General features: G+C 53.0%; 15 protein-coding genes. 7 read left to right on the top strand and 8 right to left on the bottom strand.

The window, feature by feature from the left end; all coding sequences use genetic code 11:
* Nucleotides 1-235: 235 nt before the first annotated feature.
* Together MLE19_RS07395 and MLE19_RS07390 are read left to right on the top strand one after the other, a co-directional pair.
* Nucleotides 236-1,357, top strand: coding sequence for an acyl-CoA dehydrogenase family protein (locus tag MLE19_RS07395; protein ID WP_240717524.1), 1,122 nt, complete (start codon nucleotides 236-238; stop codon nucleotides 1,355-1,357).
* 12 nt (nucleotides 1,358-1,369) lie between these two features.
* Nucleotides 1,370-2,773: an FAD-dependent oxidoreductase gene (locus MLE19_RS07390; RefSeq protein ID WP_240717522.1), complete on the top strand. Its 1,404-nt coding sequence runs from the start codon at nucleotides 1,370-1,372 to the stop codon at nucleotides 2,771-2,773.
* A gap of 52 nt (nucleotides 2,774-2,825) precedes the next feature.
* On the opposite strand, the gene MLE19_RS07385 is transcribed toward MLE19_RS07390, so the two are convergent.
* On the bottom strand, nucleotides 2,826-3,320 hold the full coding sequence (locus MLE19_RS07385; protein WP_240717520.1) for a metallophosphoesterase family protein: 495 nt from the start codon (nucleotides 3,318-3,320) through the stop codon (nucleotides 2,826-2,828).
* 205 nt (nucleotides 3,321-3,525) lie between these two features.
* Between MLE19_RS07385 and MLE19_RS07380 the strand changes: the two genes are divergently transcribed.
* A complete protein-coding gene (locus MLE19_RS07380; RefSeq protein ID WP_240717518.1) occupies nucleotides 3,526-4,293 on the top strand; it encodes a class I SAM-dependent methyltransferase in 768 nt (255 codons plus the stop codon).
* A 76-nt stretch (nucleotides 4,294-4,369) separates the two neighbouring features.
* Here the strand turns inward: MLE19_RS07380 and MLE19_RS07375 are convergent, their stop codons facing one another.
* Nucleotides 4,370-6,049 carry a methyl-accepting chemotaxis protein gene (locus tag MLE19_RS07375; protein ID WP_240717516.1) on the bottom strand — a complete coding sequence of 560 codons (1,680 nt, stop codon included), beginning with the start codon at nucleotides 6,047-6,049 and terminating at the stop codon, nucleotides 4,370-4,372.
* Between the two features lie 126 nt (nucleotides 6,050-6,175).
* Entirely contained in the window at nucleotides 6,176-6,751 is a 576-nt protein-coding gene (locus MLE19_RS07370) for a bactofilin family protein (protein WP_240717515.1), read from the bottom strand.
* 205 nt (nucleotides 6,752-6,956) lie between these two features.
* On the opposite strand from MLE19_RS07370, the gene MLE19_RS07365 reads away from it, so the two are divergent.
* A complete protein-coding gene (locus MLE19_RS07365; protein ID WP_240717514.1) occupies nucleotides 6,957-7,541 on the top strand; it encodes a bactofilin family protein in 585 nt (194 codons plus the stop codon).
* Nucleotides 7,542-7,556: 15 nt separating this feature from the next.
* Here MLE19_RS07365 and MLE19_RS07360 read toward each other — a convergent pair whose 3' ends face one another.
* The 5 genes from MLE19_RS07360 to hemA all read right to left on the bottom strand — a co-directional run bounded on the left by MLE19_RS07360 (nucleotide 7,557) and on the right by hemA (nucleotide 12,253).
* The gene (locus MLE19_RS07360) at nucleotides 7,557-8,312 is read right to left on the bottom strand and encodes a HesA/MoeB/ThiF family protein (protein ID WP_240717512.1); all 756 of its coding nucleotides are present in this window, start codon (nucleotides 8,310-8,312) and stop codon (nucleotides 7,557-7,559) included.
* Nucleotides 8,313-8,316: 4 nt separating this feature from the next.
* Nucleotides 8,317-8,817: an Lrp/AsnC ligand binding domain-containing protein gene (locus tag MLE19_RS07355; RefSeq protein WP_007113443.1), complete on the bottom strand. Its 501-nt coding sequence runs from the start codon at nucleotides 8,815-8,817 to the stop codon at nucleotides 8,317-8,319.
* A gap of 177 nt (nucleotides 8,818-8,994) precedes the next feature.
* Nucleotides 8,995-9,855, bottom strand: a complete 861-nt coding sequence (prmC, locus tag MLE19_RS07350; RefSeq protein WP_240717510.1) for a peptide chain release factor N(5)-glutamine methyltransferase — start codon at nucleotides 9,853-9,855, stop codon at nucleotides 8,995-8,997.
* Nucleotides 9,855-10,943, bottom strand: a complete 1,089-nt coding sequence (gene prfA, locus MLE19_RS07345) for a peptide chain release factor 1 (protein WP_240717509.1) — start codon at nucleotides 10,941-10,943, stop codon at nucleotides 9,855-9,857. The genes prmC and prfA overlap by 1 nt, the downstream gene beginning before the upstream one ends.
* Nucleotides 10,940-12,253 (bottom strand): glutamyl-tRNA reductase, encoded by a 1,314-nt coding sequence (gene hemA / locus MLE19_RS07340; protein ID WP_240717508.1) that lies wholly within the window; start codon nucleotides 12,251-12,253, stop codon nucleotides 10,940-10,942. Before hemA ends, prfA begins: the two co-directional genes overlap by 4 nt.
* 253 nt (nucleotides 12,254-12,506) lie before the next feature.
* Between hemA and MLE19_RS07335 the strand changes: the two genes are divergently transcribed.
* The 3 genes from MLE19_RS07335 (at nucleotide 12,507) to ispE (ending at nucleotide 15,945) form a co-directional block, all read left to right on the top strand.
* Entirely contained in the window at nucleotides 12,507-14,342 is a 1,836-nt protein-coding gene (locus MLE19_RS07335) for a tetratricopeptide repeat protein (protein ID WP_240717507.1), read from the top strand.
* Between the two features lie 74 nt (nucleotides 14,343-14,416).
* Nucleotides 14,417-15,076, top strand: coding sequence for a lipoprotein insertase outer membrane protein LolB (gene lolB / locus MLE19_RS07330; RefSeq protein WP_240717506.1), 660 nt, complete (start codon nucleotides 14,417-14,419; stop codon nucleotides 15,074-15,076).
* Nucleotides 15,077-15,090: 14 nt separating this feature from the next.
* Nucleotides 15,091-15,945 (top strand): 4-(cytidine 5'-diphospho)-2-C-methyl-D-erythritol kinase, encoded by an 855-nt coding sequence (ispE, locus tag MLE19_RS07325; RefSeq protein ID WP_240717504.1) that lies wholly within the window; start codon nucleotides 15,091-15,093, stop codon nucleotides 15,943-15,945.
* The last annotated feature ends 22 nt before the right edge of the window (nucleotides 15,946-15,967 follow it).

The following is a 15,967-nucleotide window of genomic DNA, read 5'->3' as shown; positions in this document are numbered from 1 at the left end:
CAGACAATGTCGTCACTTATGTCTTGATTGTCGACATTGTACATATGGGTAACTTAATTAACTGATCAAACCCCATCAACATGCACTTTAAATAAATTAAATTATTTTAATTATTAAATAGTTAGCACTTTTTTGACCGTAACTGGCATGAATTCTGCCGTGTTAATGACAAAGAGACTCGATGCACCCTTACAAGGTGCTTTACCGAATCCAACCTTTGTTTGAAGGCTCAATCATGAATGCTATTAATCGTTTCACTCACCTAACAGAACGCCCCGTGCTAACAGAAATAGATCAATTAGTTCGTCAACAGTTGGCACCCCACACGGTTGCAATTGACCGTAAAGGATTTTATCCAGGCGATTTCATGCATGCATTGGGGCAGCAAGGCGCTTACCGCCTTCACCTTGCATCTCAGCAATTAAATACGGGTACGGATTTCACCCGCGCCATTTCAGCAATGGAATCTGTGTCACGAGAGTGTATGTCGACAGGGTTCTGCGTATGGTGCCAAGACGCGCTGGCTTGGTACTTAGAGCATGCAGATGACGCGAGTGTGAGAGATTACTGGCTACCTCAAATTAGTAGCGGCAAGCAGTTAGGCGGAACCGGGCTTTCCAACGCCATGAAACATTTCGCTAGTATCGAGCCACTTAAGATCCATGTACGACGAGTTGAAGGTGGCTACCTGGCCAATGGTACTCTGCCGTGGGTTTCTAATCTTGGGCCAGATCACGTCTTTGCGGCTATTTTTCAATTGGAAGGTAGTTCTCGCAACATTATGGCGCTCACCCGCTGTGACCAGCCTGGATTTCGCCTACAGCAGTGTACGGAATTTACCGCATTAGAAGGTAGTGGCACCTACGCCTGCCATTTTCAAGATAGTTTTATTCCTGACCAACAAGTGATTAGCCACGAGGTCGGCACACTCATCCCCCGTATTCGGTCAGGTTTTGTGCTGCTCCAAATGGGTATGGGGCTGGGTGTCATCCAGGGATGCATAGACATCATGCACGCGATGCGAGAAACCCATCAGCACGTTAATGGTTTTCTGGATGAACAGCCTGAAACCCTTGAAGTAGCGTTAAACGATGCCCGCAAAGCCACTGCGCTATTGGGACAGGAAGTCACAGGCGATGCGTCAAATGAATTATTTGCCGATGTTTTACAGCTGCGCTACGGCGCTTCAGAACTTGCGTTGCGTGCCTCGCAAGCAGCCATGCTGCATGCTGGCGCACGCGGTTATCTTGCCGATGCACCCGCCCAGCGTAAGCTTCGTGAATCCTATTTTGTGGCCATTGTAACGCCAGCTATGAAGCATATCCGCAAAGAACTCCATCGCTTGCATGCCGCTTAAAGGAATTTCACCATGACGACTGTCACTGACCAGCCTTACCGTCGCTATTTATGTATTGTCTGTGGCTTTATATACGATGAAGCCCATGGTGACCCCGACGGAGATCTGCCACCGGGCACGCGTTACGAAGATATCCCCGATGACTGGGAGTGCCCCGATTGTGGCGTGCGTAAGCAAGACTTTGTGCTACTAGAAGCGTTGCCAGCCAGCTCATCTGAAACCGTCATTAGTGATAACCGAGCAGACGGATTACCCAATAATGCTGAACAGATCGTCATTGTTGGCGGCGGTATGGCAGCGTGGGCACTTGTGGAGAATATTCGCCAGCGTGATCTCACGGTTCCTATTGTGGTCATTTCACGCTGTTCCAGCGACATTTACTACAAGCCCCAAATCTCAGTGGCGGCGACAAAAGGCCAAGCGCCTGATGAATTAATAACGAGCACTGGCGAGCATCAGGCCAACCGCCTCAATGTAAGCTTAGTCGCACGTACCCGAGTATTAGGCATTGACCGTGACCAGCAACGCTTGGTTACGCCCAGGGGAGGTATACCCTATCGCCAGTTAGTACTGGCACTAGGCGCTCAGCAGCCTAAACCTCGCTTAGCGGGTAATGCGGCTCATGAGGTAATGCAGGTTAACGATCTTATTAGCTATCGTCAGTTACGTGGAAAGTTGGATAGCCAACCTAAATCCCGCATTGTGATTCTTGGTGCGGGCTTAATCGGCTGTGAATTCGCCGATGATTTATCGGGTGCGGGGCATCAAGTCACGTTAGTAGATCTGGCGCTACGCCCGCTTGCACGCCTGTTACCAGAAGCCCTCAGCCATCAACTTACCGAGCAGTTTCAACATAAAGGCATAACGATCATCAATGAAATGACGCTCAACGCGGTTGAAAAGCATGAAGATGGGCACTTATCAGTCACACTCACTAACGGTCAGCACCTAGAAACAGATGTGGTTGTAAGTGCCTTGGGCCTCAGCCCCAATATTGTGCTGGCGTCACAAGCGGGTTTAGAGGTTCAAAAAGGCATCGTGATAGACGCTAAGCTACAAACCTCTGATAAGCATATTTTTGCTTTAGGCGACTGCGTTGAGCACAAAGCCCAGCTACTGCCCTACATTAGGCCGTTAAAAGCACAAGCTAGCGCATTAGGGGGCCTGCTCTGCGGTGAAACAAAACACTACGAAGGCAAGGCCTCCACCATTATCATTAAAACCCCTTCCTATCCAATAGCGGTATGGCCCTCTCAAGAACAAGGCGAGTGGGTTGAGCAGTCAACTGATGAACAAGGCGCAACGTTTTTACACTATAGCCACAGCCTAAATGAACCGCCGCGTTTAACAGGATTTGCCTTAACGGGGAGTTGCACACGCCATGTAAAGCAATATGAAGCTCAAATGAGCGACTAAGCATAGTGATGGCGAAGGTTGAGGTGCAGGGCAATTTAAATTAAAGGTCAGCCTATAACGGTAGATGAACAATTGCGCCGCGCACGCCGCGTTCGTCTACCCATAACTTACCTAACGTAATCGGCAGCTTGAAACGACGCTTCCCGGCGGCCCCAGGGTTGAAGAGTAGCTTGTCGGCTTGGCGCTCATTGCGGGGTTTGTGGGAGTGCCCGTGTAGAACGGCATCGCAATAGGTGGTTGGATCAAAATCCTCTAAACGGTGAACAAGATGTAAGTGCCGCTCATTAACGATTATATCCTGGCACATTGGCAAGTTTTCAGCCCAAGCAGCCGTGTCGATATTGCCTCGGACACAGTGAACGGGAGCTATTGCTGACAAGCGCTCTAAGATCGCTTTATCCTCATCTTTATTGCCTACATCACCCAGGTGTAGGATCAGCTCGCACTCTTCCAGCAACTCCAGTGCTTCATCACGAAGTAACCCATGGGTATCGGCAATGATCCCGACAGGAGAAACGATGCTGTAACGCGGTATTGATAGATTCATTAACACCCTCCATTGGTATTGTTAAATACGCCACGCACGCTGCTCACAGTTAGCAAAACAGTCTAGATAAAAATAGGTAATATCACTGTTATTTATTAGAATTTCATTGTCTATCTAATAAGTTAGCCTTCGGCAAGCTATACTGCTATGGCTATACGCTTGTGACTGCCCCTTGATGGAATAATAACGACGCCAGGAAGCCGACATGACCAATATCTCTCAAAACGCACCAGGGCAAGAGTGGAATGCCAGCGACTACGCCCAAAATGCTAATTTCGTACCTAAACTAGGCAGCGAAGTCGTTAAACTGTTAGCGCCTCAATCCGGTGAACGCATTTTGGATCTTGGCTGTGGCGATGGCTCGTTGACAGAGCGCTTAGTACAGTTAGGGGCTGATGTTCTTGGGATCGATGCTTCTGAAGAGATGGTAACGGCGGCACGTCAGCGTGGTATTACTGCACGTGTGGTCGATGGCCATCAACTGCCTTTCGACCATGAGTTCGATGCTGTATTTAGCAATGCGGCTCTGCACTGGATGCTTGACCCTCAGGCTGTTTTAGCAGGCGTTAAGCGTGCTTTAAAGCCGGGGGGGCGGTTTGTGGCCGAGTTCGGTGGTCATGGCAACGTCGCTGCTATTTGCACAGCGCTAATTGCGGCCCTTCAATTCCGTGGCATTAGCGCTCGAGGCCGTCATCCTTGGTACTTTCCTACTCCACATGAGTACGCTGGCATGCTGGAAACGGTGGGGTTTAAAGTAGAAAGCATTGAGTTGATTCCTCGCCCTACCCCCCTACCCACCGGCATGATTGGATGGCTCGAAACCTTTGCCAGCCCGTTTTTACATGGGCTTGATGAAGACGTACGTGAGGCCGTGCTGGAAAATACCTTAACGCTGCTAGGCCACAGCCTACGTGATGAGCAAGGAAACTGGACGGCCGATTATGTACGCCTGCGCGTTTCAGCACGCGCATAAAAGCTTTTAAACAAATAAGCGTTTAAAGCCGCCGATGAGACTATATGTACCTCGGCGGCTTTTATTTAGCTAAGACTTAAAACTCATCCCATTCGTCAACCGTGGCCTTTTGGCTTGGCGTCGTTTGCTGGCGGGGTGCTGATTCAGCGCGTTTATCAGCTTCTTGCTCTTGCGTGGCATGTTTGTGTGTTAGCGCAACACTGCTGGCTGCACTCTCATCAAGGCGGAAAGTAGCCATCAAATCGGCTAGTTCGCGGGCCTGTTCTTCTAAAGCACTGGCGGCGGAACTGGTTTGTTGAACGAGCGTAGCATTTTGCTGGGTCACAGAATCCATTTCAGTAAGGGCCGCGTTGATCTGCTCAATGCCACTATTCTGCTCCCGGGTTGCCGTCGAAATTTCACCCATTAACGTTGTGACCTGGTGAATGGCGTCTACCGTTTTATGAATCGTCTGCCCACTGCGCTCTGCTTGCTCAGCTCCACCGTTAATTTTCGTGGTAGTTTGCTCAATCAAACTACGTATCTCTTTGGCAGAATCTGCACTGCGCGTTGCTAATGAACGCACTTCGCTGGCGACTACCGCAAAGCCTCGGCCTTGCTCACCTGCACGGGCGGCCTCAACCGACGCATTAAGTGCCAAAATGTTGGTTTGGAAGGCAATTGAATCAATCACGCCAATAATATCGTTGACCTGGCTTGCGCTGGCGGCAATCTCGCGCATGAGTTGCACCGTCCGCTCTACCTCTTCACCACCTGACTCAGCAGACTGTGATGCCGCGACCGAAAGCTGGTCAGCTTCTTGGGCCGTTTCAGCATTTTTACTCACGGTGGTCGACATCTCTTCCATGCTGGAGGCAGTTTGTTGCAGTGCTGACGCCTGTTGCTCAGTGCGCGAGGAAAGATCCTGGCTTCCCGAAGAAATATCACCCGCACCACTGAAAACTCGCTCACTACTGCCACGTAAGGAAATAACCAGCTGCTTTAATTTCTCCTGCATAGCCGCTAGCCCACTGAACAACTGGCCAATTTCATTACGGCCACGATTTTCAATGTGCCCCGTTAGGTCGCCATCGGCAATCCGAGCGAAATGTTCACTGGCATCCCGCAATGGCCTTACAACGCTACGCATCATTGCCCACCTGATGGCAACCGCCGCCATGAGTGATATCACTAGCAGGGTGATAGCAATAACACCAATCACAGTGGCTAAGTGGTTCACCTGTTGAAGGACACTAGCGCCTCGGCCTTCGGTATAGGCAATAAATCCACTCATTGCCACATCCAGATCCGCACTTAATACCCCTAACTCCTCCTGCCTACGCTGAATTTGAAAAGGAGCAGCCTCTAGCAATGGGGAAATACCCTCTGTCACAAAGGCTTCATAAGCGCTGATAATCGCCTCGCGATGTGGCGCAAGCGTGCCTTCGGGATCGATAGGTAAAGCTCGAAACTCATTAAAACGCGTCTCTGCGGCAGCGACGGCCTCGGCGGCCATGGCGAGACTCTCTTGCCCTTTTTCTGGGTTACCTTGTGTACTAAAACTAGCCGAACGGTCTAGGAAGGTTTGTGCTCTAAGAGAGTGTACTTGTGTACGGTTGGCTAAGTTCGTGAGCCGTACGTTAGTGTCTGTCAGCTCCTCAAGTGCTTGAGAGCTGTTGTGATTTGCATAGAAACCAAGCGCACTTATCAACCCAATCATAAGCACCAGCAAGGCTAACGCGGCAGTCAGGCTCCATTTAATAGAGAGGTGCTTCATCCCGTTGATCCCTTTTTCATTTATAAGTCATTCAATTAGGTATCGGCGAGGGTCAGACCAACTGAAACGATTTGGAGTGATTTTAGACGTTTGTATAATGCGTAGGGTAAAGAGCCATCATCGTCTTTAAGACACCATCGCCACTTTTGGTCGGTTACGAGCAGCTTGCTGAGCAACCTCAACGTTTAGCCACGCGCCCGCTACACACTCCAACCGTGGCGCTTCGATCACACCTTGTATTCGTGCACACGCTAGTAGCGTGGCCTTGGTGTTGGCTTTAAGGACGCCCTCCACGTGGCCATCAATATCGACACGATTCCCTTCCAAATAAGACGTTACATAGCCGGTGGATGTCACTGTCACCGTGTGGTTAGGAGCAATCACCGTTCCCGTTACGCGGCCTTTAATAAGCACCGGTTCGTCAGCGATTACTCTGCCTGCAATATGCGTCGCTACCCCAATCCGGCTGCCCTGGTGGCGATGGTCTAAGACGGACTCCCCCTCTGCAGCAGTAAACGCTTCCAGCGGTGAAATCTCTTTATGGAATTCGCTATGCACAGGTGAAGCACTGACGGCAGAGAGGTGTTGCGGCGGTACGGACACACCAGAAACACGCTGTTTTCTCTTACACCGCTTGCCGTCCAATACAATCAGCGTCATGGCACCAACGCCTAGAATAATAAACCATGCTTGAATGCCCATGCCGCTACCCTATCGCCTCAGAGGTGGTTGTCCAGCTAACGTTATACGCCCTCTAAGGTGTGTTCGGCAGCGCGAATAGGCACCCTCACTCGGCTTAACTCCAAGCTTTGTTAAGCAAGTAAGCAGATTAAAGTGCTAGATGGAAATTTTTAGTGTTTAACGTGCGCCCATTGAGCGCTCGGGGTCTTTCAACAGGAGTCACCCAATGTTTAACAAAGCAAAGAATGCCTCAACAGAGAATAAAGCGGCGACGTTGATCGCGGCCGAGCCCCGTTCATCATCGTCTCCACCCCCGTCAAACAACAGTGCACGTTCAAGCCTCTCCGTTATCGGTAGTAACACGCAAGTAGAGGGCGATATTAATAGTGATGAAGACTTGACTGTAGAGGGACGCGTCAGCGGCATCATCACTTGTAAACAGCACACGGTGACACTGGGCGCTAATGGTTATATTAAAGGTGATGTTTTTGCCCACACACTGCATGTGTCAGGCGAGGTAAACGGTAACCTAGTGGCACTTCACCGCGCGACCATTCATAAAGGAGCTAAAGTCTCAGGCACCATTATTGCTCCGTGTCTGGTGCTGGAAGATGGCAGCACGTTCCACGGCAGCATCGATATGAACCCTGACAACGACGTGCTAAAAAGCGCTTTTAACGATGGTTCAGTCAGCACCAAAACATCATCAACTCTGAGCAGCACGTCAGGCTCTGCCGCTCCAAAAACAACCACAGACAAACCTGCCGCTAATAAGAGCCCCGCTGCTCAGCATGATCAAACCGAAGCGTAAGTGGTATCTAAACGTCTAACGGAACTGAGCACATACGGGACAGGCGGGATCACGGGGGACTTGAAAATGCCGCCACTGACCAATGAGCCCGTCAAATGTGGATAACCCCTGATGGGCAGTCCCAGCACCGCTAAGCAGCTTAAACGCCTCGACTGCCTGAAAGCAGCCGATTAAGCCTACCAATGGCGCCATCACCCCACTTTCTGCGCAACTGAGGGCTTCGTCGCCACTATCATCAGGTGGATAAAGGCAGGCGTAGCAAGGGGAAGCGGCATTTCGGGGATCAAACACGGCCAGCTGTCCTGAGAAACGAATGGCGGCACCGGAAATCAGCGGGATCCCGGCCTTCTGTGAAGCGGCGTTGACCGCATAACGGCTTGAAAAGCGATCCGTGCAGTCCAGCACCACATACGCTGAAGCCACTAAGCGCCCCAGCTCATCACCCTCTAGATGCTTGTCTAACGCCACGATCTCACAATGTGGATTAAGTGCTTGCATGCTGGCCTGAGCAGAGAGCGCTTTATTCAAACCTACGCTTTTCTGCTGATGCGCTATTTGGCGCTGAAGATTGGAAAGCTCTACGTGGTCGGCATCAGCAATCGTAATACGGCCTACCCCTGCTGCCGCTAAATAGAGCGCCGCCGGCGACCCCAGACCACCAGCACCAATAATCAATGCATGGGCAGATTGCAGGCGCTCTTGCCCTTCGATATCCACTTCGGGCAGCATGATTTGGCGGCTATAGCGCAGCAGCGCCTGATCGTCCATCATTGGCTTACTTATCCTCAAATTCCTCGAAAGCGGGGATGTGCAAATTGAAGCTCTCTTTCACCTCTTCCATTACCACATAGCTTTTCGACTCTTTTACCCCGGGAAGCGTTAACACTACATCGCCCAAGAGTTGACGATAGGCGGCCATTTCAGGGATTCGGCACTTTAAAATGTAGTCAAACTGACCTGATACTAAATGACACTCTTGAATCTGGGGTAGTTTCTCAACGGCACGCCGGAATTCATCAAATACGGCGGGCGATTGTGTTTCTAAACTGATTTCGACAAAGACTAATAAATTGGCCTTTAAGGCACGCGGATCGAGAATTGCCTGATAGCCTCGGATAATACCGGCCTTTTCCAAGCGTTTGACGCGCTCAAGGCAAGGGGTTGTGGATAAGCCCACTTCCGAGGCCAAATCTACGTAGGAAATACGTGCATTCTCCTGCAAGCAGCGCAGGATTTTAAGGTCGATACGGTCCAGCGTTCTATTTTTAGGTTTCATGCCAGAGTCCTTCATGCGAGCCCCTTGCTAAAGGTTGTACTCAATGGCGCTGAGTAAGCAGACCATTTATATACAAATTCTAATCAATCAGTTAGTTATTAATGTAGCCTATCAACATCCGCGCTTGAGAATTGGCGGCGGTTATAAAATTAGCGCTGTTGTTTGTACTCAATGAGTTTAAGTGGCTGTTATTAGGCGACCTAGAGTAACCCGTTCATTCGCCCCCAGGTCACGAACACTTTCAACGTTCTGATAACCAGCGCTACCAAGTGCCATGCGGACCATACCGGCTTGGGTATAACCGTGTTCCAGTAGCAGCCAGCCAGACGCTGATAAATAGTCCCGAGCGGAATGTACCAAGTGCAATAAATCAGCCATGCCATCAGCTTTTGCAACGAGCGCTGAGCGAGGCTCAAAACGAACATCCCCTTCGGCGAGGTGCGGATCATCGGCAGCAAGATAAGGAGGGTTACTAACAATGATATCGAAAAGCGTGCCTATCCCATCATAGCTTTCCAGCACGCCAAACCAGTCACTCTCTAAAAAACGCGCGTTCCCAATGCCTAAGGCCTGCGCGTTATGTGTTGCCAGCTTGACCGCCTCTTCACGCACGTCCACGCCGAGTACTTTCCAGCCGGGCTGCTCGCTGGCAAACGCCAACGCGATGGCACCAGTGCCCGTTCCAAGGTCAAGCAGTCGGCCAGTGGGGTTTGACGCTCGCGCAAGGGCAAGCTCGACCAGCGTTTCGGTATCGGGTCGGGGAATTAACGTATTGGGTGACGTCGCCAGGCGCAGCCCCCAAAATTCGCGCTCGCCGGTCAGGTAGGCGACAGGGGTGCCCTGAACACGTGCGTCAATGAGTGCATCAAAAAGGGTATGCTCTTGGGGCGAACACATCTTATCGCCCCAGGTGTAAAGCCAGGTACGGTCCCGCTCGAGTACATGGCACAGCAGCACTTCGGCATCGATACGCGGCGAGGTCGATCCCGCCGCGTGTAATCGCTGGGAAGCCTGCTTTAGCAGCGCATCAAGGGACATTAGGCGTCCTGAAGGGCTGAGAGCTGTTCCGCTTGGTACTCGTGAATCAGCGGGTTGATGACGTCGTCCAACTGCTCGCCGCTGACCACTTCGTTGAGTTTATATAAGGTCAAATTAATGCGGTGATCGGTAATTCTCCCTTGGGGGAAATTATAAGTGCGAATTCGCTCACTTCGATCCCCAGAACCCACCAACGAACGGCGCGCATCGGCCTGTTCCTGACGCTGGGAATCTACCGCGTTGCGCTTGAGCTTAGCCGCCAGCAGGGACATCGCTTTGGCACGGTTTTTGTGCTGGCTACGCTCTTCCTGGCACTCCACTACCACGCCGGTTGGTAGGTGGGTAATGCGGATCGCGGAATCGGTGGTATTTACGTGCTGGCCGCCAGCCCCGCTGGAACGATAGGTATCGACGCGTAAATCGGCTGAGTTGATATCAATATCACCCACATCCTCGACTTCAGGCATGACCGCCACGGTGCAGGCAGAGGTGTGAATGCGGCCCTGTGATTCGGTCGCCGGTACGCGCTGTACGCGGTGGGCGCCAGACTCAAATTTTAGCTGGGCGTAAACGCCATCGCCTTTGACGCGGGAAATAATCTCTTTGTAGCCGCCCTGCTCGCCATGACTGGCGCTGACAATCTCGACCCGCCAACCGCGTTTTTCAGCATAGCGGGAGTACATACGAAACAGATCACCAGCAAAGATGGCGGCTTCGTCACCCCCTGTACCGGCACGTACTTCCAAAAACACCCCACGCCCATCATCGGGGTCTTTAGGTACCAGTAGGCGTTTAAGTTCGGTATCTAGCTCGGTTAACCGTTCGCGCCCTTCGCTAAGCTCCATCTCCGCCAACTCGCGCATATCAGCGTCGCTATCGTGGCTGAGCTGCTCGGCTTCCTGCATATTGGTTTCGATATCACGATAACGCTGCCAAGCGGCTACCAGCTCTTCTAGCTCAGAATATTCTCGTGAATAGTCACGAAAGCGCTGCTGGTTATTAATCACTTCAGGATCCGACAGCAGCATTGCCAGCTCTTCAAAACGTTCTGTAAAGCTGTCTAAGCGTTGGCGCAAAGTCTCTTTCATGCGGGCGTATCATCCTTCTGGCGGTTAGCCGGGGGCGCAGGCGTGGTTTCAAAGGCAGGTTTTATAGGCAGCAGCAGGCGCGGTGCGGCATCCAGCAGTGCATGATGCTCTTCTGATGCGGCATCGCGTATGGCTTGAGTCGGCTGGTGCAGCAGGCGATTAGTCAACTGATGCGCCAACCGTTCAATGACTTTAGCAGGGTCTTCACCGCGCGCCAGCCGTTCAAGCGCCTGGTCTCGTGAGAGATCGCGCAGCGCTTCGCCATGCTGGCGATAGTCACGAATCAACTCTCCACCGTTGCGAATGCGTCGCTCATGCTGCCAACTGCCCACGCCGTGCTCAATCAGCGACTCCGCTTGATCAGCTGCAACTTGACGATGACGGCGATTCTCTTGAATCACCTCTTCTAAATCGTCAACGGTGTAGAGGAACACATCGGCTAGGTCGCCCACTTCAGGCTCGATATCACGCGGAACGGCGATATCGACCATGAAGACCGGCCGATGGCGACGCTTTTTGAGCGCCCGCTCAACCATGCCTTTCCCGAGGATAGGCAGCGGGGCCGCGGTGGAAGAGATGACGATATCGGCATGCTCTAGGGCGTCAGGAATTTCCTGCAGGGTAATCGCCGTGCCACCCAGCGGGCCTGCCACAAGTTCGGCGCGTTCGCGGGTACGGTTAGCGACAGTAAGCTGGCGAACACCGGCTTCATGCAAGTGCCGAGCGACCAGCTCAATGGTTTCCCCAGCACCAATCAGCAGCGCGCGTGAACGACTGAAGTCGTCAAAAATACGGCTAGCCATACTGACCGCGGCATAAGCCACAGAAACGGGATTTTTGCCGATACCGGTTTCAGTACGTACCTGTTTGGCCACAGCGAAGGTGTGCTGGAAGAGACGCTCTAGCTCACCACCTAAGCCTTTTGACTCTCTAGCCTGTTGATAAGCGTCTTTCAGTTGACCCAGAATTTGTGGTTCGCCCAGCACCATAGAATCCAGGCCAACGGCCACACGCATTAAATGGCGCGCGGCATCGTTGTCTAAATAATGGTAGGCACAGCGAGCTAGCTCATCGACGCGTAAATTATGAAAGCGTCCGAGCCAATTCAGTACCGCCTGTTCGCCAGCCGCATCCGTGACACAGTAAAGCTCCGTGCGGTTGCAGGTCGATAGCACCGCCGCTTCACTGATTTGTGGCAGGCTGCGCAATTCAGCCAACGCGGTTTCAAGCTGCGCTGGTGAAAAAGCTACCTGCTCACGCACGGCCACGCTGGCAGTACGATGATTTATTCCCAGGGCAAGAAGCGTCATGCGTTATGCGTCTTCGCTAGTGTGTCGGACTTTCGTCGACCGCTGGTCTTACGCGGCCGCACCGTCAATTAGGGCTTGCTATCACAGGTCTTTGACGTGGCTCAAGCAATGCATTTAAGTATGCATAAAGATTGCAGGCCACTTTTTCAAGGAGGAACATTCTATCACAGCAGGCTATCATCTGGCCCACACCACTTTGCCGCAGGCAGGCAAGCCGCTATGCTGAGCATTCGGCCACTTAATCGAGAGACGCATGCGACCTCGTTCTACACTTCTGGGCTCTACTATTGTGGGCTTTACACTGCAGGGCTTTTCATTCCAGGGCTCTGCTTTACGGCATTCGACTCTGCTACTACCCGTTGCCGCCGCGCTTTTCCTTAGCGGCTGCCAGTCCGCGCCTAGCCAGCAGGACGGGCCCCTGGGCACGTGGGCCGATGACCCAATGCGCGGCGCCCCACCCATTACCCGTGGTCTAGACGCTGCGGGGCTGAGCACGCTGCTTGGCGCTGAGCTGGCGGGTCAACGAGGCGATTATCGCCTTGCAAGCCAAGGCTATCTTGAGGCCGCTCAGCGCTATCGCGAGCCAGCGCTTGCCGAACGCGCAACATTTGCTGCGCGCTTTGGCAATGAAACCTCATTAATAGAGGCTTCAGCACTTCGCTGGCGTGAACTAGCCCCGCAGGCAGAGGCGCCCAATCGCTTATTGGCGGCTTTTTCTCTCCAGCGGGGTGACTGGCTCGACAGCCTTGAACAGCGTCTAGATATTGTCGAAGTAGGTGGCCATGGCGATTTGACCGCCTTTGCTGAAATCGCGGTGGCTGAAGAAGCGCCACTCACATTAATAGCTCAGCAGTTGCGCGCGCACCTAGCCCAGCCCAATGCTGATCAGTTAGAGCACCACAGCGATGTGCTGCTGGGCACGGCCCTGATTGAGGCGGCCCTTGGCGATACCGCCGTTGCCCAGCGGCGGCTTGATCAAGTCGCGCTGCTTGACCCTGAATCAGCAGCATTATGGTTGGTAAGAGCACGCCTTGCGCTAGAGGTGGAAGACTACTCGACCGCTCGGAGTGCAGCACAGCAAGGTTTAGATCTCGCCCCCGACGATGTGCGATTTATCTTACTTCTCGCTCAAGCAGAAATTCGACTTAACAATATCAGTGCCGCCGAAGTGCAAACCAACGCCCTGCTAGAGAGCCATGGGGGAAATCAGGATCTGCGTTTATCGCTGGCACAGCTGTATCTGGAAGAGGGCCACCCTGAACCCGCTCAACGCTTGCTCCAGCCGCTAATTGGCCAATCTGAAGTGCCGAATCTTGCCTATTTCCTGCTGGGCGCTATTACCCAAGCACAAAAAGATACCGATAGCGCGCTGCTTTATTACCGCCAAGTCAGCGAGGGTGATGAATTTTTGCCTGCTCGCGCAGCGGCGGCGCAAATGCTGATTGAGGAAGACCGCTTACTTGATGCCCGGGCTTTTCTGCGCATTGAGCGCATGCGCTACGACAGTTACTTTACCGAACTGGTGATGCTCGAAGTTCAACTGCTTGACGAAATGAACCAACCAGCGGATGCGAATGCGCTCCTAGATCGTGAAATCACCCGCACACCGGACGACGTCTCACTGCTTTATATGCGCGCCATGCGCCGCTGGGAAGCGGGTAACATTGCCGGAATGGAGCAGGATTTACGCCAAGTACTGCGCACCGACCCCGACAATGCTGAAGCGCTCAACGCGCTAGGGTATACCCTGGCAGACCTTGGCCTACCAGGGCGTTTACAAGAGGCTTTTGAGCTTATCGAGCGCGCCTACGAAGCCGACCCAGATAACCCCGCTGTACTCGACAGCATGGGCTGGGTCTATTTCCGGCTTGGGCAGCCTGAAGAAGCTCTACCCTGGCTTGAGAGCGCCTACACACAACTGCCTGATCAGGAAGTCGCTGCGCATCTAGCCGAAGTATTACAAGCGCTAGGGCGCGATGAAGAAGCTCGCCGGTTGATAGCGCAGATTATGCAGCGAACCAACTTGCATCCGCAGATTGACGACTTGCTTGAGCGCTATCCTGAACTAACGCCGCCAGGGGCACCCTAACCCTGCGAACCACCCTATTAAGCGCACCATTCATGCTACCCTTGCGCCGACATCACCTAACATGGAGCCTGTTTATGCTGACACTGACGTCCCCTTCACCGCGCTGGTCATTAACACGCCACTCTCAGCACCTGTCTACGCGCCTGTGGGCTGCGGGCCTTGCGCTAATGTTACTTGCCGGGTGCGCCTCCCAGGCCCCCGTCGATGAAAGTGGCCGCCAAGCAGGCCAGTGGGAGCGCCAGTTAGCTGAGGTAGAAGCATTCGACACCTGGACAATGGTTGGCAAAGCGGGCTTACGCACCTCTCAAGAAAACGTCAGCGCCAACCTTGACTGGAACCAAACGCCCTACTATTTTCGTATGCTGATCAGCGGGCCGTTTGGCGGCGGGCGCAACGTGCTTGAAGGTCGCGAGGGGCGTTTTTCACTATCCAATAGCGATGGTCGTTTTGAAGCAGAAACACCGGAAGCATTAATGCAGGAACAGCTTGGTTGGGCGCTTCCCGTCAGTGCTATGCCTGATTGGGTGCGCGGCTTACCCGGCGACCATGATAGCTTTCAGCTAGAAACCGACGAGCTTGGTTTCCCGAGCCACCTTGAGCAAGATGGCTGGGAAATTGACTATCGCGACTGGGAAAAATTTGCCGATATTTGGCTTCCGCGTCGGTTAATCATGAATTACGACGATGTTCGCATTACCCTCGTCGTGAACCAGTGGCAAGCCAGCGAAGAGTAATGGTGACTGTCTAGATGAACGCGGCACTAACCCTCCCCTCACCGGCCAAGCTTAACCGCATGCTGCATATTGTGGGCCGTCGTGAAGACGGTTACCACGCTCTGCAAACGCTCTTTCAGTTCATCGATCTTCATGATCATCTGACACTGGCTTCCCGGGATGACGGCGAAATCCAACTCAGCAGTGATATAGAAGGTGTCTATCACGATGACAACCTGATTGTTCGCGCTGCGCGTTTGCTCCAGCATCATAGCCGCACCCCGCTAGGCGCTACGCTGGCTATCGAAAAGCAATTGCCTATGGGAGGGGGCCTGGGCGGCGGCAGCTCAAATGCGGCCACCACGCTTGTTGGGCTTAATCACCTATGGCAGCTCAACCTGCCATTTGACGAATTAGCGCGCCTGGGGCTTCAACTGGGCGCCGATGTCCCTGTGTTTATCTACGGCCATAGCGCCTGGGCTGAAGGGGTAGGTGAACAGCTTACTGCGGTAACACTCGATACCCCTTGGTTCGTCATTATTCACCCTGGCATAAGCGTTTCTACCCCTGGCGTCTTCCAAGACCCGCAATTGACACGTGACAGCCGCCCCATTACTATGGCGCGCGCACTGCAGGGGGGAGCGCCGGAGTGGCGCAACGACTGTGAGGCCGTAGTAAAGAAGCGCTATCCGCCAATTGCGGAAGTTCTTCACTGGCTGGCACAGCACGCACCTAGCCGGTTGACCGGCACGGGCGCTTGTGTGTTTGCTGCTTTTGAAACGCAGCAATCGGCACAGGCAATCGCGCAACTAGCGGATCAACATTGGCCGACATGGGTAGCACGCGGGCTCAACACCTCTCCCCTACATGATGCTCTGGGTCGTTATTAGAACCGCTCTGGGACGTTGAAAA

This window comes from Vreelandella neptunia, assembly GCF_022489065.1.
Classification (GTDB): Bacteria; Pseudomonadota; Gammaproteobacteria; order Pseudomonadales; family Halomonadaceae; genus Vreelandella; species Vreelandella neptunia_A.
Note: the sequence above shows the minus strand (reverse complement) of the source record. Positions and strands in the feature narration are given on the sequence as shown.